Raw genomic sequence first — 20,698 nt, 5'->3', positions numbered from 1 at the left:
CGGCGAGTGGCCGCTCGTAGCGGCAGAATATTGGAGCCCGGGGTTACCGCGGCCCGGCACCGGTATCCAGTGTGCGCGTTCGGGGTCGGGGATGTCCACCGGCGCCGGTGTTGTCAGCCATCGGCTCAATCGAGCGTGCCGCGGCGCCAGGCGGCCGCCGCCTCCTCGAGTTCCTCGGCGGTGCCCAGGAGCCGTTTGGCCTGGCGCAGCAGGACGGCGGCCTGGGCTGGCTGACCGGCCTCGAGCGCCTCGGAGTGGTGTGCCTGGCCCAGGCAGATCACCCGGCTGTAGGCGGCGGCCCGCTCGAGTGCCACGTCGAAGTCTCCGGTGAACGCCCCGGTGAGGATGTCGGTCGTCAGTTGCTGCAGTTCGCGGGCACCGGGCGGTTCGACCGGCCCCGCCACGGCGCGGGCCACATGTGCCTCGTGGCCGGCGCGGTACCAGGCGGCCCACTGGGCCCCGTTGCGGACCGTCGCAGAGCGGAGCGCATACAGCCGCCAGAGGACACCGCTCAGGGAGATCGCCGGGGCATCGGCCCACCACTGGGCCACGGTGTCTATTCCGGCCTCCTCGACCAGGCCGACCAGCCGACGGACTGCGGCCTGGTCTGTGGTGGACCGGCCGCCGTCGACCAGGGCGCGCGCCAGCAAGGCCGCACCCTCTGCGGTGGCGGCAGGGTCGGCGCCGCCCTGGAAGGCGGCGAATTGGTCCGGGGCGAACGGCCGCGGCCGGTGATGGCGGACGGTGCCGGCCGCCGTCGAGCTCGGGGACCGGCCGGAACGATTCCGGGAGGACGTCACAGGAGGGCCACCTTTCCGGGGATGGGGGTGTGTCTGCTCGGGGTCTCGGTGCTGCGCCGGGCGTGATGCTGCAACGGGCGGCGCCACCGGGAACCCACTCCACGGTACGCCTTCACCGGCGGTACGGTCCCGTCCCCGGGACGCCGGCCGACCGATCGCCTCCCGGGGGCCGCCGTCCGCTAGCATGGGACGCGGTCACCGGCTGGCCAGGGCCTTTAGCTCAGTTGGCAGAGCATCGGACTTTTAATCCGCGGGTCGCGGGTTCGATCCCCGCAGGGCCCACCGCGCAACGGCCCCTGAACCGGCATCATGCCGGGTCAGGGGCCGTTTCTGTGTCCTGAGCCAGGGTTTGCACGCTCTTCGTCCGGGCCGGAACGCTGACAGTTCTCGCCATCTCCCGCCGTCTCAGTCCTTCAGGATGCCAGCCGATCGCTTGAATGTTTCAGGGATGTCTCGGTGGCAGTGCCGAGATCAAGATTTGATAACCGAATGGCCGGCTCTGCGGTTCGGATGAGGGGTGGAACCGTTAAACCACTCTGGAGATAGTGGCCGCGACACGCGCTGTCCTCGCGGTTTTCGGGTCGGTCCGTTGCCGGCGGCCACCGCCCGGCCGGTGCCGTGACCTGGCGATGCGTCCCCGGTATGGCCCTACCGCCGGAGCAGCGTCCGTGCCTAGGGTGGTGCGCATGAGTGCTTTCCCCCGGGTGCTCCGCCGGCGCATGGTGCTTGGCGGTGCCCTTGTGCCTGCAGCCGCCGTGGCGGCGTTGCTTGCCGCACCGTCGGCGACGGCCGCACCGGCCGTCCTGCAGACTCCCGCAGCGCACACCTCGATCTCGCCGGCACAGCGAGTGGCGTCCTTCGACTTCAACGACGCCCTTCCCGAGAATCCCGACCTGCTGCGGCAGATGCTGTGGATCAAGGAGGGGAAGGTGCCGTCTGCCGCCCCGGAGGACCTGCGCGTGGCCACCTTCTCGGCCGGGTTGAGCCGCTCCGCCCCCGGAGAGCTGACCGAGGATCTCTCCACTCCCGGAGATGAGCGGGGTCAGCAGGTGGCCGAGACCGTCCAGCGGGCCGCACCGGATCTCGTGCTGCTGACGGACGTGGACGTGGACGGGGGCGAGGAGCTCGCCCAGTCCTTCCGGACGAACTACCTGGCCGTCGGGACCGGTGGCCAGCAGGGCATCGACTACCCCTACATGTACGTGGCCGAGGTCAACAACGGTGTGGACACCGGGGCGGACCTGGACAACGACGGCGTCATCGGCGGGCCCGGGGACACCTTCGGCCCGGGAGAGTTCGCCGGCCAGCACGGCATGGTGCTGTATTCCAAGTATCCCCTGGACACAGAGGGCATCCGCACCTTCCAGGAACTGCCGTGGGATTCCATGCCGGGCAACGCCATCCCGGAGGACACCTTCTCCGATCTCGAGCGTTCCGTCCTACGGCTCTCGTCCAGCTCACACTGGGATATTCCCGTCCAGGTCGGCGACCAGACCGTGCACGTGCTGGCGGCCCGGCCGAGTGATGCCGGAGACGGCCTCGCCGGAGCGGAACGCCACCACGACGAGATGCGGCTGTGGGCGGACTACGTCTCTGGCGACCCGGCAGAGTCCGGCTACATCGTGGATGACGAGGGTCAGTCCGGGGGGCTGAGCGAGGGTGAGCCCTTCATCCTGGCCGGAGAGTTCGGGCCGCTGACCGGAACCGCCCTGGACGAGGAGGAGCATCCCTCCGTCATCGCCGGCCTGCTGGAGTCGGAGGCCATCCAGGACCCCGAACCCACCTCGAGCGGCGCTGCGGCGATCACCGAGGATGAGCATCCGATGGCCACCGAGGTGGTGGGCCGTGAGGGCAGCGACTGGACGGTGGCTCGGTCGGACTACCTGCTGCCGTCCGCCTCCCTGACCACCGCGGCGTCCGGCGTCTTCTGGCCCCAGTCCGGCCAACTGGGCTCGCACCTGACCCGGGCCAACGCGCCGGGTGGCGAACCGGGCGAGCCCAACGACACGACCCCGAGCGAGCACCGCCTGGTCTGGACCGACCTCGATCTCGGCTCCGGAAGCGACTGACGGCCGCGTGAGAGAGACCCTGTCCACCGGCCACCACGTGGTCTGGTCACGGCCTGAGTCCCAGCGCCACGGCACGGACCTGGTGTTGGTCGTCCACGGCTACGGCGCCAATGAGGTCCGGGCCGCCCAGGCCTACTTCGGGATGCTTCCCGAGAACGCCACGGGTCTGGCCGTGCGCGGTGCGTTCGAGATCGACGCCGGCGCCGCACCGGTCATGGAGGGCACGGACGGTGCCGGGTCCGGTCCGGGCCCCGATCCGGGCGCCTGGGGCTGGTTCCTGCTGGACTACTTCCTGACGAACGACTTCGCCGAGGTGGTGGCGGCCGCCCATCGCGTCTTCGACCTGCTGGACGCCGAGGAGGTCACCCGGAGCGGATTCCGGACGGTCTCGGTACTGGGCCATTCCCAGGGGATGGCCATGGCGTCCACAGTGTACCGGCTCCGCCCGGAGGCCTTCACCTGCGTGGTGGGCCTCAGCGGCTTCGTGCTCTCCAACCCGCTGTTGGAGACCCTGGACTCACCCCCCGAGGGCCCGGGACCCAGGCCCTTCTTCTGGGGCCGGGACGTGGAGGACCTCGTCATCAACCCGGACGCCATCGCGTACACGGCCGACTGGCTGGACGCCAACACCCGGCTCACGGCCCGCACCTATGAGGGCATGGGCCACGGGATGAGCGCCGAGGAGGCCCGGGACGTCCGGATCTTCCTGAAGCACATGCTCCGGTAGCGTCGTCGGTAGGATCCACCAGCTCCAGGAGGCCACCACCATGGCAAAGAAATCGATCATCTCGACGGTCGCCGGGCAGAAGGCGACCGATTTCGCCCTGAACCGGGCCGTGGACCCGCACGGGAACCCGACGCCGGCCTTCCAGAAGATCGTGCTCAGGGCCGTGGAGGTCCAGCGCCCGCTGGTGCTGCGCAACCTCAACCGCCTGCGCCGGTCGCACCCGGATGAGACGCCCGCCCAGCTCGCCGAACGCCTGGGCAAGCAGTACCTGACCGCGGTCACCGGGGGCGGGGCCGCCGTCGGGGGCACCGCCGTGGTGCCGGGGGTCGGCACGGCCGCCGCCCTGGGCCTCTCCGCCGCGGCCACCATCGGTTTCCTCGAGACCACGGCCCTGTACGCGCAGTCCGTGGCCGAGCTGATGGGGGTGACCACCGACGACCCGCAGCGCGCGCAGACCCTGGTCATGGCCGTCATGCTCGGCGACGACGGCCGCAAGCTCCTGCGGGACTTCACCAGCCAGGCGAACGGCTCCGGGTCCGGCCCCCTGGGCGGCGCGGTGGCGGCGATCTCCGGGGCATCCGGCATCTCCGATGTGCTGTTCCAGCAGATGAAGCGCATGTTCATGAAGAAGTTCATCGTCCGCCAGGGTGCCGGCATGCTCGGCCGCCTGGTGCCGTTCGGGGTGGGCGCCGTGATCGGCGGCGTCGGCAACCGGGCCATGGGCAAGAGCGTCATCAAGGCCGCCCAGAACATCTTCGGGCCCCTGCCGGCGTCACTGCCCGGGCGGTTGGTGACGGACCTCCAGGCCCTGCCGGCCGGAAAGAAGCCCAAGGGCTCCGCCGCCGGTGCCCGTGGAGCCGGGGAAGTGACGGCCGGAGCGGATGCGGAATCGGAGGACCCCGGGACGGACCCGGACCTGGCGGCCCTGCTCGAGGAGGGAGTGCGCGCGGACATCGAGGCACTGCGGGCGGACGGCACCCTTGACGCCCTGAAGGCAGAGGACCCGGCCGGGTTCGCGGCCGACGTCGAGGCCGCCCGCGCCGAGCACCTCCGGAACCGCACGCGCGGGCAGTGAGCCGCCCCGCTCGGTCCAGCTAGCCGAAGGCCAGGGTGGCGACCGTGTAGATCGCCAGGCCGGCCAGGGCGCCGACGATGGAGCCGTTGATCCGGATGAACTGCAGGTCCCGGCCGAGGTAGAGCTCGATGGTGCGGGAGGCCTGCCGGCCGTCCCAGCGCTGGATGGTCTCGCCGAAGACCCCCACCAGCTCCGGCCCGTAGCGGCGGGCCAGGTGCTGGGCCCCGTCGGAGGCCCAGCCGTCCACGCGGTCCGCCAGCGCCGGATCCTCCTCGAGCCGGACGCCGAGGTCCTGCAGGGCAGCCACCAGGGCCAGGTGCAGGTCTGAGCCGGGGTCCCGCAACTGGGCCAGCAGCGCGGACTTGGTCGTGGCCCAGGCCCGCTCGGCCCACTCCCGCATGCGCGGATCGTTGAACAGCTCCCTCTTGGCCTGCTCCACCTTCGCCCTGGTCGCCGGATCCCGGTGCAGGTCGGTCACCAGGTCCGCGAGCCAGTCGTCCACGGAGCGGCGCAGCTCGTGGTCCGGATCCTCCCGCACGGCGGCGAGGTACTTCAGGGCCTCGGCATGGATGCGCTCGGCCAGCAATTGGTCGACGACGCCCGGCACCCACTGCGGGGAGCGTTGCCGCACGCTGTTCAGGAAGAACTCGGGGTGCCGGGTGACCCAGTCCCCGGTCCGGGACACCACCAGGTCCACCACCTGATCATGGTGACGCTCGGCGGTCACCTTGCCCAGTACCTCGGACAGGGTGGGCGCCCAATCGGGCTCGATCATGTGCTTCTGGGCCAGGTTGGCCACCAGGTCCCGCACCAGGACATCGTCCATGGCATCAAGGATCCGCTCGGCGGAGGCGGACACCTCCGCCGCCACCCGTTCCGCATGCGGGCGTTGGCGCAGCCAGGCCCCGGCGCGGCCGGCGAGTTTCAGTCCGGCGAGCTTCTCCCGGGCCACCTCCCCGTCCAGGAAGTTCTCCTGCACGAAGGCTCCCAGGGACTCCCCGATGGTGTCCTTCTTCCTCGGGATGATCGCCGTGTGCGGGATCTTCAGTCCCATCGGGTGCCGGAACAGGGCGGTGACCGCGAACCAGTCGGCGAGGGCGCCCACCATGCCGCCCTCGGCTGCCGCCCGGACGTACCGCAGCCAGGGGTAGTCGTCCTGCAGGGCGAAGGAGACCACGAAGACCACCGCCAGCAGCACCAGGACGCCCGTGGCCACCGCCTTCATCCGGCGCAGGGCGGAGGCGCGCTGGGCCTCGGAGGGGCCGGCGTCGGGCATCTGGTTCTCCATGGGTCCTCCGGCTGGGATCAAAGTGTCAGCACAAGTTAACCAGCCCGTCGCCTGTCGCCGGCGGTTCCCGCGGGGCAGGCCCCGTAACCTGAGGGCGTGTCCGACACCCCGAGCCCCGGCACCACCCCGAACCCGACCGACGATGACCGGCACCGGCCGTTGCGACGACCGCTGGTGATCGCCCATCGGGGGTCCTCCGGAGCCTACGCCGAGAACACCAGGGCGGCGTTCCTGCACGCGCTCGCCGAGGGCGCGGACGGTGTGGAGGTGGACGTGCACCTGACCCGGGACCGGCACCTGGTCTGCCTGCACGATCCGACCCTGGAGCGCACCTCCGACGGGTCCGGCCCGGTGGCCGACCACACGCTGGCCCAGCTGCGCCGGCTCGACTTCCACCGGTGGAAGGGTGCGCGGCTCCCGGGTGAGTACGGCCCCGCCTCCACCCAGCTGCTGACGTTGCCGGACCTGGTCGAGCTGCTCGCTGCCGCCGGCCGCCCCGTGCGGCTGGCCCTGGAGCTCAAGCATCCGAGCCCTTTCGGCCATGAGCTCGAGGAACGCGCCCTGTCCTGGCTGCTGGGCGCCGGCTGGGATCCGGAGACCTCGAGGATCGGGGCGGTCGAGGTGACCTTCATGAGCTTCTACGCCGGCTCCCTGCAGTACCTCGCGCCGTCCGTGGGCTCCGAGTACCTGTGCCAGCTGCTCTCCGTGGTGCCCGCCGAGCCGGTGCCGAGCCGCTTCAACCTCGGCCCGCTCAGCCGCGCCGCCGTGCGGGCCACGCTGCGGCAGGCCGCGGCGGATGCCGAACGGCTGATCTGGGAGGGCCGCGCGGGCATCGCCGGGCCGGGGGTGGCCTATGTGCGCGAGAACCTGGCCGACGTGAAGGCGTGGCTCGCGGCGGGGCGCACCCTGCGGGTGTGGACGGCGGACCGGGATGAGGACGTGGACCTGCTGCTGAGGGCCGGGGTGCAGCAGATCACCACGAACCTGCCGGCCCGCGTGCTGGAGCGGGTGCGCCGCCGTGAGCGCGTGCTGGTCGGCACCGGGGCCTGAACGTCAGCGACTCCCGGGCAGGCGCATGAGCTGCTCCAGCGGGCCGATCTGCCGCCATCTCGTCCACAGGTGGGCCAGCAGGACCAGCGCCGCGGACAACACGATCGTGATGAGGTAGCCCCGGAGCAGGGTGTGCGGCTCCGGCCGGATGATGGCGGCGAGGACGAACAGGTGCGCCACGTAGATGGTGAGGGAGAGCCGTCCGGCCGAGACCAGCATCCCCAGGCGGCGGTCCACGAGGTCCCCGGCCCAGAGGAACCCGCCGATGGCCACGAGTGCCGTGCCGATGCTGGAGATCAGCCACAGCGGCATCTGCGAGTGACCGACGGCGGACAGGAGCCGGTCCCAGCCGATCTCGTCGCCCGGCTGGCCCAGCAGCCGGATCAGGACCTGCGAGAGCGCGTAGGCACCGACGCCCGCGACACCGCCCCACAGCACCAGCCGCTTCTGCAGCGTGCGGTCGGTGAGGGGTACCCGTCCCAGGATCAGCCCTGTCAGGAAGGGCACACACCACACCAGCACCGGGTAGGGGCCGGAGAGGAAGATCCGGTGGAGCAGGTGGGGCGCATCGTTGCTCAGGTCCGGGTCAGCGAACTGGAAGACGGTCCCGGAGGCCAGCTGCACTCCGATCCAGACCACGGGCCCCACGGCCAGCAGGACCCCCGCCAGGGCGGCGATGACCGGCGTCGGAGCCTTCAGCAACGGCAGGGACAGCAGGAACAGCACCCCGTACACGGCCAGGATGACGCTGACATCATGGCCGAGTTCCTGCAGGGCCAGACCGCCGGTGAGCAGCAGCGCGGAGCGCCACAGGACCGTCCGCCACGGCAACCGCCCACCGGGCCGGCGGGCGGACCGGGTCAGGAAGGACATCCCCACCCCGGCCAGCACCACGAACAGGATGGAGGCCCGCCCCACCGGCAGGTCGTACACGAATCCCGCCATCCCCGGTTCACCCCGGGGACCCACGTTCACCGCGATCATGCCGATGATGGCCAGCGCCCGGGCCGCGTCGAGACCCGTCAGGCGCACGCCGGACGGCGGAGACGCCGCGGAGGAACCCGAGGCGGTCGGCGCGTTGGCTGGGGTCATGAAAGCCATTCTGTCCTGTGCGGTGGTGGTGGCGGGGGAGGTCGTGGGCAGTGTAGGGACGGCGACTGGATGACGTGCCCAGTCACCGCCCAGACGGCGCACAGGCAGGACCGCTAGGATCGCTCAGGCCCGCCGTACTCGAGCACCCGAGGAATCATAATGCAGCGGACCCGCACCTCCGTCCCCGCCCTGGCCAGCGTGGCCGCCCTCTCGGCCGCGCTGCTGGCCCTGGCCGGATGCACCTCCCCGGCCCCGGATGAACCCTCGGGACCGGCCTCCGGCTCCCCGTCCTCCTCAGCCTCCGGTCCACCCTCGAACGGCACCCCCGGAACGACGCCGGCCCCGTCGGCCTCCGCGGCGGCCCTCCAGGAGCAGGCGGTCGCCGCCGGACACCCGGCGGCGGTGGAGGTCGGGACGGACATCCTGGAACAGGGCGGCAACGCCGCCGATGCCGCCATCGCCACCGCCTTCGCCGTGGCCGTGGTGGAACCCTTCGCCTCGGGCATCGGGGGAGGTGGCTCGGCACTGGTTGCCCGCGGAGACGGCAACCCGCTGGCCTATGACTACCGCGAGACGGTGGCCCAGGACGGGGACATCCCGGACTCCGGCACCGGTGTCCCGGGCTTCGTGGACGGCATGGCCACCCTGCACGCCGAACACGGCTCCCTGGAGTGGTCCGAGCTGCTGGCCCCCGCCATCGGGCTGGCCGAGGAGGGGTTTCCGGTCTCGCCCCTGCTGGCCCAGCGGATGCGCTCCGACTACGGGCCCGGGGCCATCGAGGGGCTCGCCCCGTTCCACTCCGATGCAGCCGGGGGGGGCGCGGAGGGCTCGGGAGGAGCCGCGCCGCTCGAGGAGGGCGAGACCTTGGTCCAGGCCAAATTGGCGGCCACCATGGAGACGCTCGCCGACGAGGGCCCCGACGCGCTCTACACCGGAAGCCTGGCGGAGGAGCTCACCGCCGTGGACGGACTCGATGCCGAGTCCCTCGCCGCCTACGAGACGGTCACCACCGAACCGGTCAGCGGCCCGGTGGGCGACTACGAGTACGTCTCGGCAGCACCGCCGCTGCCGGGTGCCGCCGTCGTGCAATTCCTGCAGGTCGCCGAGGCGCTCGGGGTGGCGGAGTCCGAGCCCGGGTCCGCAGAGTATGTGGACGCCATGGCCGCGGCCTGGCAGGTGGCGGACGCCAGCGTGACGGAGTCCTTCGGGGACCCGGCCTTCGTGGACGTCCCCGTGGACCGGCTCACGGATCCGGAGGCCAACGCCGAGCTGGCCCGGACCGAGGTGGCGCCGGCCCTCTCCTCGGCCGCCGTGACTGACCAGGGTGCAGCCAGGGCAGCCGGGACGGCCGGCACCGGCGGTGACGCGCCCGCTGAGCCTGCTGCGCCCGCTGAGGCGGGGAACACCACGCACCTGACCGTGGTCGATGACGAGGGCCTGACCGTGTCCATGACGAACACGATCACCAGTTTCTGGGGCGGCGCCGAGGCCAGCACCGTCGGAGGGTACTTCCTCAACAACCAGCTGTCCCGGTTCGAGTCGCTGGACACCCCCGCCAACCAGCCGGAGCCGGGACGCAAGTCCGTCAGCTGGTCGGCGCCCAGCCTGGTCCTGGACTCCGAGGGACGCGTGGTCATGGGCCTGGGGTCCCCGGGCGGGCAGGTCATCCCCTCGATCCTCGCCACCGTCATGGTGCCCTGGGCCCTGCAGGACGTGCCGCTGCAGGAGGCGGTCGACTCGCCGCGCCACTACTTCCAGGACGGTGTGCTCTCCCTGGAGGAACAGCCGGCGCAGGACGTCGCCGACCTGATCCGCCAGCGTGGGTGGCAGCCGCGCGTGACCGAGCGGGCCGACGCCGTCTTCGGCTCGGTGCAGGCGCTGGAGATCGACTACAAGACCGGCACCATCACCGGAGCCCAGGACTCCCGGCGGGAGGGCGACGTGGCGGTGGTGCCGGCGGACTAGCGCCCCAGCGCGCCGTGCTCCTGCGCCACCGTGAGGGTGAGCTGGGCGATCGCCATCTCCTCGTTCGTCGGTACCACCAGGACGGGGATGGCCGAGTCCTCGGTGGAGATCACGCGGGGTGCGTCGGACCGCTCAAGGTTCGCCTCGGCGTCGTAGGCGATGCCCAGGGGTTCCAGGCGGTCCAGCACGGCCGAGCGGAAGGGCGCCGAGTTCTCGCCGATACCGGCCGTGAAGACCACAGCCTGGGCGCCGCCGACGGCCACGTGGTAGCCGCCCACGTACTTCGCGAGGCGGTAGGAGGCCACCTTCAGCGCGGTCCGGGACCGCCGGTGGCCGGCGTGGGCGGAGTCGATTACCTGGCGCATGTCCGCGTTGCCGGTCATCCCGAGCAGCCCGGATTCCTTGTTGAGCATCCGGTCCATCTGCTCCGCGTCGTACGCGCCGTTGCGGATGAGGTGCGTGATGATCGAGGGGTCGACGTCCCCGGACCGGGTGCCCATCACCAGGCCGGCCAGCGGGGTGTAGCCCATGGACGTGTCCACCGAGGCCCCACCGCGGATGGCCGTGGCGGAGGCGCCGTTGCCCAGGTGCAGGATCACCGCGTTGAACTCGGTGCGCGGGATGCCCAGTGTCTCCGCAGCGATCCCCGTGACGAGGTCGTGGCTGGTGCCGTGGAAGCCGTAGCGACGGATGCCGTTCTCCGTGTAGAGGGCGTCCGGGAGGGCATACCGCCAGGCCTCCTCGGGCATCGACTGGTGGAACGAGGTGTCGAAGACCACGGCCTGCGGCATGTCCGGCCACTTCTCGGCGATGGCGCGCAGGCCCTGGGCCGCGGCGGGGTTGTGCAGCGGGGCCAGTGGTGCCAGGCGCTCAATGGCACGGATGACCTCCATGGTGACCAGGGTCGGGGCCTTGAAGCGCTCCCCGCCGTGGACCACGCGGTGGCCGGCGGCGTCGATGGTGCGGCCCTGGAGCACCTGCTCCAGCTCCGCATCGATCTGCTCGAGGGCCTCGGCGTGGTTGTCCACCCCGGAGCCGGGCACGCCGATACGTTCCACCAGGCCCTGGGCGACCACGGGCTCCGCAGGTTCCGTGCCGTCCGCGGCGACCTCGCGCAGCTGGTACTTCAGTGAGGAGGACCCGGAGTTGATGACGAGGATCAGCATGGACTCACTCTCACGATCGGCCGGACTGGCCGGACTGGCCGGACTGGTTGGGCCGGCCGGACTGGTCAGACTGGTCTGCTTGGTCGAACTGGGCCTGGATGGCGGTGATGGCCACCGTGTTGACGATGTCGTCCACGGTGCAGCCCCGCGAGAGGTCGTTGACCGGCTTGTTCAGCCCCTGTAGGACCGGCCCGACGGCGACGGCCCCGGAGGACTGCTGGACGGCCTTGTACGTGTTGTTGCCGGTGTTCAGGTCCGGGAACACGAACACGGTGGCCTGGCCCGCCACCTCAGAATCCGGCATCTTCGAGGCCGCCACCGAGGCGTTGACGGCCGCGTCATACTGCAGGGGGCCGTCCACCTTGAGCTGCGGATGCTCGTCCCGCACGAGTTCGGTGGCGGTGCGGACCTTGTCCACGGCGTCCCCCGTCCCCGAACCCCCGGTGGAGTAGGACAGCATGGCCACGCGCGGCTGGACTCCGAACTGCTGCGCCGTCATGGATGAGGCGTAGGCGATGTCCGCCAGCTGCTCGGCGTTCGGATCCGGGTTCACGGCGCAATCCCCATAGACGAGGGCGCGGTCCGGCAGCAGCATGAAGAACACGGAGGAGACGATCGAGACGCCGGGCCGGGTCTTGACGAACTCCAGCGCCGGGCGGATCGTGTTCGCGGTGGTGTGGGCAGCGCCGGAGACCATGCCGTCCACGTCTCCCAGCTGGACCATCATCGTGCCGAAGTAGGCGCCCTCGGTCATGATGTCCCGCGCGCGTTCCAGGTCGATCCCCTTGTGGGAGCGCAGCCGGGAGTACTCCTCGGCGTAGCGCTCGCGGGCCTCGGAGGTGGAGGGGTCCACCAGGGTCAGCCCGGCCAGGTCCACCCCCTCCTTGGCGGCGAGGTCACGGATGGTGGCCTCGTGCCCGAGCACCACCAGGTCACAGACGTCCCGCCGGCGCAGGATCTCGGCCGCGCGGAGGATGCGGGTGTCCTCACCTTCCGGGAGCACGATCGTCTTGTGCTCGGACCGGGCCCGTTCGATCAGCCCGTGCAGGAACCGCAGCGGCGTGGTGCGCGCGGCGCGCGGCAGGTCGATGCGCTGCAGCAGCTCAGTGCCGTCCACGCGCTGGTGCCAGGCTCCCAGGGCCGCGGCCGTCTTGCGGGGCTGGGCGCTGGAGAGTTCACTGCGCACGGCGGACACGGCCCGCGCGGTGCTGAAGGTGTCCGCGAACGTGGTGAAGATCGGGAACGGGGCCTCGGCGTACAGGCGCCGGATCTGCTCGTTGGGCTCGATCCCGTTGGTGAGGATCATCCCGGAGGCCACGGGGAACTCCGGGGCCAGTGACGAGGCCACGGTGGCCAGGACGGCGTCCGAGCGGTCGCCGGAGACCAGCACGAGGGCGCCCTCACGGAGGATCTGCAGGAAGTTGCCGCCCTCCATGGAGACGGCCTTGACCTCGGAGACGTCGCGGTCCAGGTTCAGGTTCCCGGCCACCTGGGTCAGCCCGAGCGCGGTGGCGACCTCGGAGACGGACGGCAGGGACAGCTCCGGCAACTCCGGCAGCACGTACACGGGCCACTCATGGCGGCCGGGCCGGATGGCGGTCTCGATCTCCTCGAGGCGGGCCGGATCCGCCCGGTTGACGATCATGGACAACAGGTCCACCCCGGACTCGTCCAGGGTGCGCCGGGCCAGGTCCACCGCGTCGGCCGCAGCGGTGCCGTCCAGCCCGGCGGCGGACACCACACCCACCACGGGAAGACTCAGGTGGCGGGCCAGCTCGGCGTTGAGATCGAGCTCGACGGCGGGATCAGCGCCTGCCAGGTCACTGCCCTCCACCACCACGATGCCGCAGGCCCCGGCCATCTCCTCGAACAGGGCCACGCAGCGTTCGTAGAGCTCGTCGGTGCGGCCCTCGGCCACCATGCGCCGCGCCTCGGCGGCGGTCACGCCGCCCCGGGCCAGGCCGGCGTCGAGCCCGTAGTCCTCCCGCATCAACTGGACCATGGGGTCCGTCTCCACCGAGTCCCCGGGCACGACCGGGCGGAGGTAGCCGATGCTGCCGGACCGCTTGTAGAGGGAGTCGGCGATCCCGAGGGTGACGAGTGATTTGCCGGCGCCGTTGGTGGTGGTGGTGACGAATATTCCTTGACTCACGGCAAACCACACTAGTCTGTGGTGCACAACGCACGGAGTAGTAACGAGGGGCACAGATGTCAAGAGGCGACCACGTGGACACGGGGCATCCCGTCCACAACCCGAACATCGTCGGTTTCACCGACGCCGAGATCACCGAGAAACCCGTCAAGATCAAGTGGAACTCCCTGGGTCCCGGCATCGTCGCGGCGGCCACCGGCGTGGGCGCGGCGGACCTGGTGGCCACGCTGACCGCGGGCTCCCGCTACGGCTACGCGCTGATGTGGGCGGTGGTCCTGGGCGTCATCTTCAAGATCGTGCTCGTGGAGGGCGTGGGCCGGTACTACCTGTCCACCGGCAAGACGATCTTCCAGGGCTGGCGCACCCTCGGGGTCTGGACCAGCTGGTACTTCGGCATCTACATCATCATCTGGGGCTTCGTCTACGGGGCCACCGCCATGAGTTCGGTGGCGCTGCCACTCGCGACGCTCTTCCCCGCGGTGGACTCCAAGATCTTCGCCATCGCCTCCGGCCTGATCGGCATGGGCCTGGTCTGGCTCAACAAGTACAACCTCATCGAGAAGCTGATGACCGTGCTGATCGGCATCATGTTCATCACGGTGCTGTGGTCCGCGTTCCTGACCGCACCGAACATCGGGGACATCCTCACCGGCCTCATCCCGCGCATTCCCGAGGAGGACGGGGCCATGTTCTACGTGCTCGGCCTGGCCGGCGGCGTGGGCGGCACCATCACCCTGGCGGCCTACGGGTACTGGCTCCGCGAGAAGGGCTGGAACCGGCCCAAGTGGATGAAGGTCATGCGGTATGACAACGCGGTCTCCTACTCCCTCACCGGCATCTTCGTCATCGCCACCATGATCATGGGCGTGGAGCTGCTGCACTCGGCCGGACTGGCCATCTCCGCCGGCGACGAGGGTCTGTTGGATGTCGGCAACGTGCTGGCCGAACGCTACGGCGAGGCCTACTCCTACGTCTTCCTCATCGGCTTCTTCGCCGCGTCCTTCTCCTCCCTGCTGGGCGTGTGGCACGGCGTCTCTTTGATGTTCGCCGACTTCTGGACGAACTTCCGCAAGCCCGCGGACAGCCTGGACCAGGACGACGCCCCGTCGCTGAAGTCGAAGCCGGCCCGCTTCTACCTGATCTGGCTGACCATCCTGCCGATGTCCCTGCTGTTCCTGGAGCGGCCGATCTTCCTGATCCTGCTCTACGGCACGCTCGGTGCCCTGTTCATGCCGTTCCTGGCGGTCACCCTGCTGATCCTGAACAACCAGAAGCGGTTGGTCCCCTCCCAGTTCCGCAACAACTGGGTGCACAACGGCCTGCTCGGCATCACCGCCCTGGTGTTCGTGGTGCTGGGTGGCAACGAACTGGTCAAGGCGGTCTCCCCGCTCTTCGGCGGCTGACCCGGCCCGGGGCTTCGGCCCGCCGGGGGTGGTGGGGCAGACTGGGTGCATGATCGTCGCCTTCTCTGTCTCCCCCTCCGGCAATCCCCGTCCCGATGGCCCGGCCGCCCACAGCCAGCCCGGGGACGGTTCCGTGCATGACGCCGTGGCCGCGGCCGTGAAGGTGGTCCGCGGCTCCGGCCTGCCCCACCGCACCTCCTCGATGTTCACGGAGATCGAGGGTGAATGGGATGAGGTCATGGGCGTGGTCAAGGAGGCCGTCGAGGCCGTGGCCCCCTACGGGTCCCGCATCTCCCTGGTCCTCAAGGCGGACATCCGACCCGGCCACACCGGCGAGCTGGATGGCAAGCTGGAACGGCTGGAAGCAGCACTGAAGGACCAGTGACCCCTCGAGGACACGGTGCCGCCGGCACCCGCTACTACGTTCGCGACGCCGCCCCCGCGGACCTTGAGGCCGTGCTCTCCATGAAGGCCCGGTCCTGGCGGGAGGCTTACGGGCACCTGCGGGACGAGTCGTTCTTCGCTGCGGCGGAGGCCACCCTGGACCGCCAGGTCGAGCACTGGCGCCGGCTGTTGGCGCAAGGGCAGGTCCTCTGGATGGCAGAGGACTCCCGGGGACGCTGCGTGGGCCTGGCCGCGGCCGGCCCCGTCCAGGACCCGCAGGATGCCGATCTGCCGCAGACCCAGCTCTCCGCGCTGTACGTCCTGGCCGAGGCCCACGGCAGCGGCGTGGCCGACGCCCTGCTGGAGCGGGCGATCGGTGACGACCCCTGCCGGCTGTGGGTGGTCGAGGACAACGCCCGCGCCCAGTCCTTCTACCGGCGGCACGGCTTCGCCGCGGTGGGGGACCCGGTCCCCCTGGACGGCCCGTGGGCCGGGCTGACGGAACGGCTCATGGTGCGCCGTGGCGCGTGACCGCGGCTCGAAGTCCGGCAAGAGCGGAGCGACGACCGCCAAGGCCAAAGCCGGAGCAAAGAGTGCCCAGGGCGAGCGGGGCCGTCGCGGCGCCGCCGAGGCGGCCCTTGAGCCGGGGGTCTTCCCCATCGACGCCGGCACCGCCGAGATCCTGCGGGACCCGTTCACGGACGGGGCCTGGCTGCTCAAGCTCAACGGGGCGGAGTCCTCCCAGATCAATCCGGAGACCCCGCTGGACCTGGGTTTCGAGTACATGCGGTGGATGGCCGCCGTCGTGATGCACCGGTGGGAACCGGATGCCGGGCTGCGGATCCTGCACCTCGGTGGGGCCGGATGCACCCTGGCCCGCTGGGCGGCGGTGTGGTTCCCGAACGCCCGGCAGACCGCCGTCGAGCTCGACGCCGGCCTGGCCGCCCTGGCCCGGGAGCGCTTCGCCCTGCCCCGCGCCCCACAGCTGCGCATCCGGGTGGCCGAAGCAGGCAAGGTGCTCGCCGGGGCGCACGAGGGCAGCCGGGACGTGATCATCCGGGACGTGTTCGCCGGGGCCACGCCGAAGGACCAGTCCACGCCCGGACACCTGCTCGGGGTGGAGGCCGCCCGGGCCGCGGCGCGCGTGGTGGGAGACGGGATCTACCTCGTCAACCACGGCGGCGGCCCGGACCTGACGGCGGCCCGGCAGGAGGCGGCGACCCTCCGGGAGGCGTTCTCCACGGTCGCCGCGCTGGCCGATCCGCAGATGCTCAAGGGCCGGCGCCGGGGCAACATCGTCTTCGCGGCGAGCAATGGACCGTTGACCGGAGGGGGCGCCCGCCGGGACGCCCTCGTGCGCCACCTGCTCTCCGACCCCCTGCCCACACGCCTGGTGGAACCCCTCGATGACTTCACGGCCGGGGCCAGGTACTGCGAGGAACCGCTGCAAGGGTCCTAAACTGGAATCACCATCACCCCGTGTCAACGGAGACAACGGGCAGGAATGACAGGAGGCCGTCATGACCGGTTCGCACGAACAGGACAACACCCCGAGCACCCAGGACGCCGCCACCACGCACGGCATCGTGGTGGGTGTGGACGGTTCCGAGCAGTCCGTCTCGGCCGCCAAGTGGGCCGCTAGGGAGGCCGAGCTGCGCGGTTTGCCGCTGACCCTCGTCACCGCCTACACGATGCCCGTGTTCGCGGCCTCGGCCCTCGAGGCCGGCTACGGCGTCCCGGACGACACGATGATCCGTGACGGCGCCATGCAGGTGCTGCAGGGCGTGGTCAACCAACTCGGCCGGCTCGAGGTGCCGCTCGTGCACCGCGTGGAGATGGGGGACGCCGCCGGTGTCCTCGTCGACTACTCCGCCAGCGCCAACCTGCTGGTGGCCGGTACCCGCGGACGCGGTGGCTTCTTCGGCCGGCTGCTCGGGTCCGTGGCCTCCGCCCTGCCCGCCCACGCCAAGTGCCCCGTGGTGATCGTCCCCAAGGGTGAGCACGCCTCCCGCGCCGCCGCCGGGGTGCCCGTCATCGTGGGTGTGGACGGCTCCGAACAGGGCCGGATCGCGGCCCTCGCCGCCGCGCTCGAGGCCGAGATCCGTCAGTCACCGCTGCGAGTGGTGATCGCCATGCCGCCGATCTCCGGGGCCGTCGCCTGGCTGCCTGCCACCGTGGACGAGCAGTCCCTGGTCGGTGAGATGCGGGAGCGGCTCGAGGCTGGCATCGAGTGGCTGAAGTCGGAGTTCCCCTCGCTCGAGATCACCTCGGACATCGTGGACGGTGTCCCCGTGGATGTCATGGTCAACGAGTCCAAGACGGCCCGGCTGACCGTGGTCGGCACCCGCGGCCACGGCGGCTTCGCCGGAGCCCTGCTGGGCTCGACCTCCCAGGGCGTCATCTCCCACGCGCACGGGCCTGTCATGGTGGTCCCGTATCTCAAGGACAGCCGCCTGGCCCATCGCGCGAGCTTCGGCCCCACCTTCTCCTGACCTGGGGGGCAGAGAAGAGTACTCTTCTCTGCCCCCACAGGTCGCCGAGGGTGACCACACCGCGGACGACGCCGGCCGGTCGCCTTCCCTGCGGAAGGTGACCGGCCGGCGTCGTGAGCTGTGCGGGAAGGCGTTGACCTGACGGGTCAGTAGCGCCCGGCGTACGGGTGGATGTTGTACATGCCGCCGTAGTTCAGCGCGGTCACGGAGATGCCCATGCTGGGGTTGCGGGCGTGCGCGATCTTGCCGTCACCGATGTAGACGGCCACGTGGTACATGCTGGAGCCGCCGTTGGAGGACCAGAACACCAGGTCGCCGGGCTGCAGCTGGGACAGCGGGACGTACTGCTTGGCCGCCCGGTACTGGTCCGTCGACGTGCGCGGCAGGTACTTGCCGGCCGCGTCGAAGGCGTCCCGGGTGAAGCCCGAGCAGTCATAGCCCTTCGGGCCGTTGCCGCCCCACGTGTAGTAGGTGCCCGCCTCGTTGGCCTTGTTGACGGCCCAGGTGGTGGCGGTCGAGGTCCACGAGCCCGACGTCGGGGCCGGGGTGGGCTTCGGGGTGGCCGTCTTGGTGGGCGCCGGCGTCTTCGTGGGCTTCGGGGCGGCGGTCGTGCTCGGAGCCGGGGCCGGGGTGGCCGTCCGGGTGGGGGTCGGTGTCGCCGTCGGGGTCTTCGTGGGAGTGGGGGACGCCGTTGCCGTCTTCGTGGGGGTCGGCGACGGTGTGGCGGTGGCAGACGGGCTCGGAGTCGCCGACGCGGTCGGCGCGGCAGATGCCGTGGGTGTGTTCGCCGGGGCAGCGGGGATCACGGGAACCGTGCTGGCCGGAGCGGTGCTGGCCGGAGCGGTGCCGGCAGCGGGTGCGGTACTCGGTGCCTGAGCGTCCGCCGCCGGCTCCTCGGACAGCTGCTCCGAGGCGGCGATGGCCTCCTGGAGTGCGTTGTCCCGTGTGGACTGCTCCATGGCCTCGACCTGGTTGGTGGCCTCGGCCACCGTGAGGTCCTCGAGCTCGGCCAAGAGGGAGATCAGCTGCTGGCGGTCAGCCTCGTTCTCCTGTTCGGCCTGCGCGGCCGCCCGGGCCGCTGCCTCGAGGCGACGCTGCTGCTCCTCGGCTGCGGCCGTGGCCTCCGCCTGGGCGGCCTGCGCTGCCTCGGCCTGGCGGGCCAGCTCTTCGGCCTCCGCGGCCTGGCGCGCGGACTCCTCGGCCACGCGTGCCTTGTCCTCGGCGACCTTCTCGGCGGTGGCCTGGCGAGCCAGGACATCCTCGTCGCCGAGGAGGACCTCGCCGGCGCCGGCCTGGCCGCCGCGATACAGATCCGCCGCCACGGTGCCGGAATCATCACGGGCGGTGTCGGCCGCCTCGGTGGTCGCATCGGCGCGTTGCCGGGCCGCGTTGGCGGTCTCGTTGCGCTCTGCCAGGGTTTCGTTGGCGGTGCGGGCGCCCTCGTTGGCCTGCTGGGCGCGGGCCTCGGCCTGACGATCCCGCTCCGCGGACTGGCGGATGGAGACCTGCAGGCGATCGGCCATCGCGGTCCTGGAGGAGGGCTGCTCCTTGGCGGCCACCACGTCCTCGAGGGCGGGGATCTTCGGGCGGTCGATGTCCGGTTCGGTGGCGTCAGTCGACAGGTCGGCGCGCTGCAGGTTCGCCTGGACGGTGTCCGAGGACGCGTCGAAGACGGCCGGTAGGGATACGGCGGCCAGGGCGGTGGCGGCGACGGCGGCCACGACAGCGGTCACGCCCACGGTGCGGCGGGTGTTCACGGCAGTTCCTCACTGTGGCACCCGTGCGGGGGGTTGGCAGGTCCGGTCATCGTCAGGATGGGCCGAACCACGGTGCGGGATGGTCACGTGACCGTCACGGGAATAACGCGTGATGGTCACGGGCCTGCCAAAAGGCGCCACGGTAGTGACAATAGATGCACCTTTGTCACAAAAGCAACACGAGTCCCATTAGGATCATAAACAACATTGGTGTCATTTCCCGGCGCATCGCCGGGCGTGTTGCCGTTCCCGGGTGGAACGGACGCTCCGGACGGTTAGCCCCACCCCAGGGCACGCAGGGTGTCGTCATCGATCCCGAAGAAGTGCGCGACCTCGTGGACCACGGTCACGGTGATCTCCTCGACAAGTTCCCCGCGGTCGCTGCACATCCGCAACAAGGGACCGCGGAACACGACGATCCGGTCCGGGAGCTGGAATGGCATCTCAGCCCGTTCGGTCAGCGGGATGCCGTCGTAGAGGCCCAGCAGTTCCATCTCCGGGTCCTCCCATGGTTCCGGTTCGTACTCCTCCTCCACGAAGACGGCCACGTTGGACAGTCGCTGGGCCAGGGCGGGAGGGATGGCATCCAGGGCATCGGACACCGCCTGGTCAAAGTCCTCCTCGGACATGTGGACGCCGACGGGGTCAGGTTCGGACGGACCCGTGGGATCGGCAGGGAAGGGGCTGGGATCGTCGTTCACCCCTCCATCCTCCCTCGTATGCGTGGACGCGGTTTGCGATAGGGGGCCTCGACGGCCTAAACTCCTATGGGTCCACTTCGGGAACCCGAAGTGTTCTGGCCCCCATCGTCTAGAGGCCTAGGACACCGCCCTTTCACGGCGGCGACACGGGTTCGAATCCCGTTGGGGGTACGCAGCACTTGCACGACCAGCCCTTCCGGTTGGACCGGCCATTCGTGGTCAAAAGCCCGGAATCAGTCTGGTAGAGTTAGTTCTCGCACACTGGCCCTGTAGCGCAGTTGGTTAGCGCGCCGCCCTGTCACGGCGGAGGTCGCGGGTTCAAGTCCCGTCAGGGTCGCTCGGATGTTCCGATCGCCGGTTTTCCCGGTTCGGAGGATCTTGGCGGTCGCCGGTCTCGGCCGGAGATGCCAGGCTCTGTAGCTCAGTTGGTAGAGCGTTCGACTGAAAATCGAAAGGTCACCGGATCGACGCCGGTCGGAGCCACCAGCAGGAGAAGGCCCCCACTCACCAGGGCGGGCTCTAGCGATCCTCGCAACACCCTATCTTTCAGGGAGTTGCGAGGATCGTGTCGTTCGAG

General features: G+C 70.6%; 17 protein-coding genes and 4 tRNA genes. 14 read left to right on the top strand and 7 right to left on the bottom strand.

What is annotated here, in order from left to right; genetic code table 11:
* Nucleotides 1-125 precede the first annotated feature (125 nt).
* Entirely contained in the window at nt 126-800 is a 675-nt protein-coding gene (locus ACFFIO_RS10520; RefSeq protein ID WP_378041626.1) for a hypothetical protein, read from the bottom strand.
* Nucleotides 801-1,009: 209 nt separating this feature from the next.
* On the opposite strand from ACFFIO_RS10520, the gene ACFFIO_RS10515 reads away from it, so the two are divergent.
* The 4 genes from ACFFIO_RS10515 (at nt 1,010) to ACFFIO_RS10500 (ending at nt 4,671) form a co-directional block, all read left to right on the top strand.
* A tRNA-Lys gene (locus ACFFIO_RS10515) sits at nt 1,010-1,082 on the top strand.
* A 404-nt stretch (nt 1,083-1,486) separates the two neighbouring features.
* Complete coding sequence (locus tag ACFFIO_RS10510) at nt 1,487-2,869, top strand: endonuclease/exonuclease/phosphatase family protein (protein WP_378041624.1); 1,383 nt, start codon at nt 1,487-1,489, stop codon at nt 2,867-2,869.
* A 7-nt stretch (nt 2,870-2,876) separates the two neighbouring features.
* Nucleotides 2,877-3,596, top strand: coding sequence for an alpha/beta hydrolase (locus tag ACFFIO_RS10505; protein ID WP_378041623.1), 720 nt, complete (start codon nt 2,877-2,879; stop codon nt 3,594-3,596).
* Between the two features lie 40 nt (nt 3,597-3,636).
* Nucleotides 3,637-4,671: a hypothetical protein gene (locus tag ACFFIO_RS10500; protein WP_378041621.1), complete on the top strand. Its 1,035-nt coding sequence runs from the start codon at nt 3,637-3,639 to the stop codon at nt 4,669-4,671.
* Nucleotides 4,672-4,690: 19 nt separating this feature from the next.
* Here ACFFIO_RS10500 and ACFFIO_RS10495 read toward each other — a convergent pair whose 3' ends face one another.
* On the bottom strand, nt 4,691-5,959 hold the full coding sequence (locus ACFFIO_RS10495; protein WP_378041620.1) for a DUF445 domain-containing protein: 1,269 nt from the start codon (nt 5,957-5,959) through the stop codon (nt 4,691-4,693).
* A 96-nt stretch (nt 5,960-6,055) separates the two neighbouring features.
* On the opposite strand from ACFFIO_RS10495, the gene ACFFIO_RS10490 reads away from it, so the two are divergent.
* The gene (locus tag ACFFIO_RS10490; RefSeq protein WP_378041619.1) at nt 6,056-7,009 is read left to right on the top strand and encodes a glycerophosphodiester phosphodiesterase family protein; all 954 of its coding nucleotides are present in this window, start codon (nt 6,056-6,058) and stop codon (nt 7,007-7,009) included.
* A gap of 3 nt (nt 7,010-7,012) precedes the next feature.
* Here the strand turns inward: ACFFIO_RS10490 and ACFFIO_RS10485 are convergent, their stop codons facing one another.
* Nucleotides 7,013-8,101, bottom strand: coding sequence for a DUF418 domain-containing protein (locus tag ACFFIO_RS10485; RefSeq protein WP_378041618.1), 1,089 nt, complete (start codon nt 8,099-8,101; stop codon nt 7,013-7,015).
* A gap of 159 nt (nt 8,102-8,260) precedes the next feature.
* Here ACFFIO_RS10485 and ACFFIO_RS10480 point away from each other — a divergent pair, with 159 nt between their 5' ends.
* The gene (locus ACFFIO_RS10480; protein ID WP_378041616.1) at nt 8,261-10,066 is read left to right on the top strand and encodes a gamma-glutamyltransferase; all 1,806 of its coding nucleotides are present in this window, start codon (nt 8,261-8,263) and stop codon (nt 10,064-10,066) included.
* On the opposite strand, the gene ACFFIO_RS10475 is transcribed toward ACFFIO_RS10480, so the two are convergent.
* Entirely contained in the window at nt 10,063-11,232 is a 1,170-nt protein-coding gene (locus ACFFIO_RS10475; protein WP_378041614.1) for an acetate/propionate family kinase, read from the bottom strand. The two genes, ACFFIO_RS10480 and ACFFIO_RS10475, sit on opposite strands and share 4 nt — an antisense overlap.
* A 10-nt stretch (nt 11,233-11,242) precedes the next feature.
* The gene (pta, locus tag ACFFIO_RS10470; RefSeq protein ID WP_378041612.1) at nt 11,243-13,384 is read right to left on the bottom strand and encodes a phosphate acetyltransferase; all 2,142 of its coding nucleotides are present in this window, start codon (nt 13,382-13,384) and stop codon (nt 11,243-11,245) included.
* A gap of 56 nt (nt 13,385-13,440) precedes the next feature.
* Here pta and ACFFIO_RS10465 point away from each other — a divergent pair, with 56 nt between their 5' ends.
* The 5 genes from ACFFIO_RS10465 (at nt 13,441) to ACFFIO_RS10445 (ending at nt 17,663) form a co-directional block, all read left to right on the top strand.
* A complete protein-coding gene (locus tag ACFFIO_RS10465; protein ID WP_378041610.1) occupies nt 13,441-14,787 on the top strand; it encodes an Nramp family divalent metal transporter in 1,347 nt (448 codons plus the stop codon).
* A 49-nt stretch (nt 14,788-14,836) separates the two neighbouring features.
* Entirely contained in the window at nt 14,837-15,172 is a 336-nt protein-coding gene (locus tag ACFFIO_RS10460) for a thiamine-binding protein (RefSeq protein WP_378041608.1), read from the top strand.
* Complete coding sequence (locus tag ACFFIO_RS10455) at nt 15,169-15,702, top strand: GNAT family N-acetyltransferase (protein WP_378041606.1); 534 nt, start codon at nt 15,169-15,171, stop codon at nt 15,700-15,702. Before ACFFIO_RS10460 ends, ACFFIO_RS10455 begins: the two co-directional genes overlap by 4 nt.
* Nucleotides 15,692-16,630, top strand: coding sequence for a spermidine synthase (locus tag ACFFIO_RS10450; protein WP_378041605.1), 939 nt, complete (start codon nt 15,692-15,694; stop codon nt 16,628-16,630). The genes ACFFIO_RS10455 and ACFFIO_RS10450 overlap by 11 nt, the downstream gene beginning before the upstream one ends.
* A gap of 61 nt (nt 16,631-16,691) precedes the next feature.
* Nucleotides 16,692-17,663, top strand: coding sequence for a universal stress protein (locus tag ACFFIO_RS10445; RefSeq protein ID WP_378041603.1), 972 nt, complete (start codon nt 16,692-16,694; stop codon nt 17,661-17,663).
* A 146-nt stretch (nt 17,664-17,809) separates the two neighbouring features.
* On the opposite strand, the gene ACFFIO_RS10440 is transcribed toward ACFFIO_RS10445, so the two are convergent.
* Both ACFFIO_RS10440 and ACFFIO_RS10435 read right to left on the bottom strand, forming a co-directional pair.
* Entirely contained in the window at nt 17,810-19,420 is a 1,611-nt protein-coding gene (locus tag ACFFIO_RS10440; protein ID WP_378041601.1) for a C40 family peptidase, read from the bottom strand.
* Between the two features lie 275 nt (nt 19,421-19,695).
* On the bottom strand, nt 19,696-20,049 hold the full coding sequence (locus ACFFIO_RS10435; protein WP_378041845.1) for a metallopeptidase family protein: 354 nt from the start codon (nt 20,047-20,049) through the stop codon (nt 19,696-19,698).
* 170 nt (nt 20,050-20,219) lie between these two features.
* On the opposite strand from ACFFIO_RS10435, the gene ACFFIO_RS10430 reads away from it, so the two are divergent.
* From ACFFIO_RS10430 to ACFFIO_RS10420, 3 genes are all read left to right on the top strand, one after another.
* Nucleotides 20,220-20,292: transfer RNA gene (locus ACFFIO_RS10430), tRNA-Glu, on the top strand.
* A 92-nt stretch (nt 20,293-20,384) separates the two neighbouring features.
* A tRNA-Asp gene (locus ACFFIO_RS10425) sits at nt 20,385-20,458 on the top strand.
* Between the two features lie 73 nt (nt 20,459-20,531).
* Nucleotides 20,532-20,607: transfer RNA gene (locus tag ACFFIO_RS10420), tRNA-Phe, on the top strand.
* Nucleotides 20,608-20,698 lie beyond the last annotated feature (91 nt).

The organism is Citricoccus parietis (assembly GCF_042433045.1).
GTDB classification, from domain to species: Bacteria; Actinomycetota; Actinomycetes; order Actinomycetales; family Micrococcaceae; genus Citricoccus; species Citricoccus parietis.
Note: the sequence above shows the minus strand (reverse complement) of the source record. Positions and strands in the feature narration are given on the sequence as shown.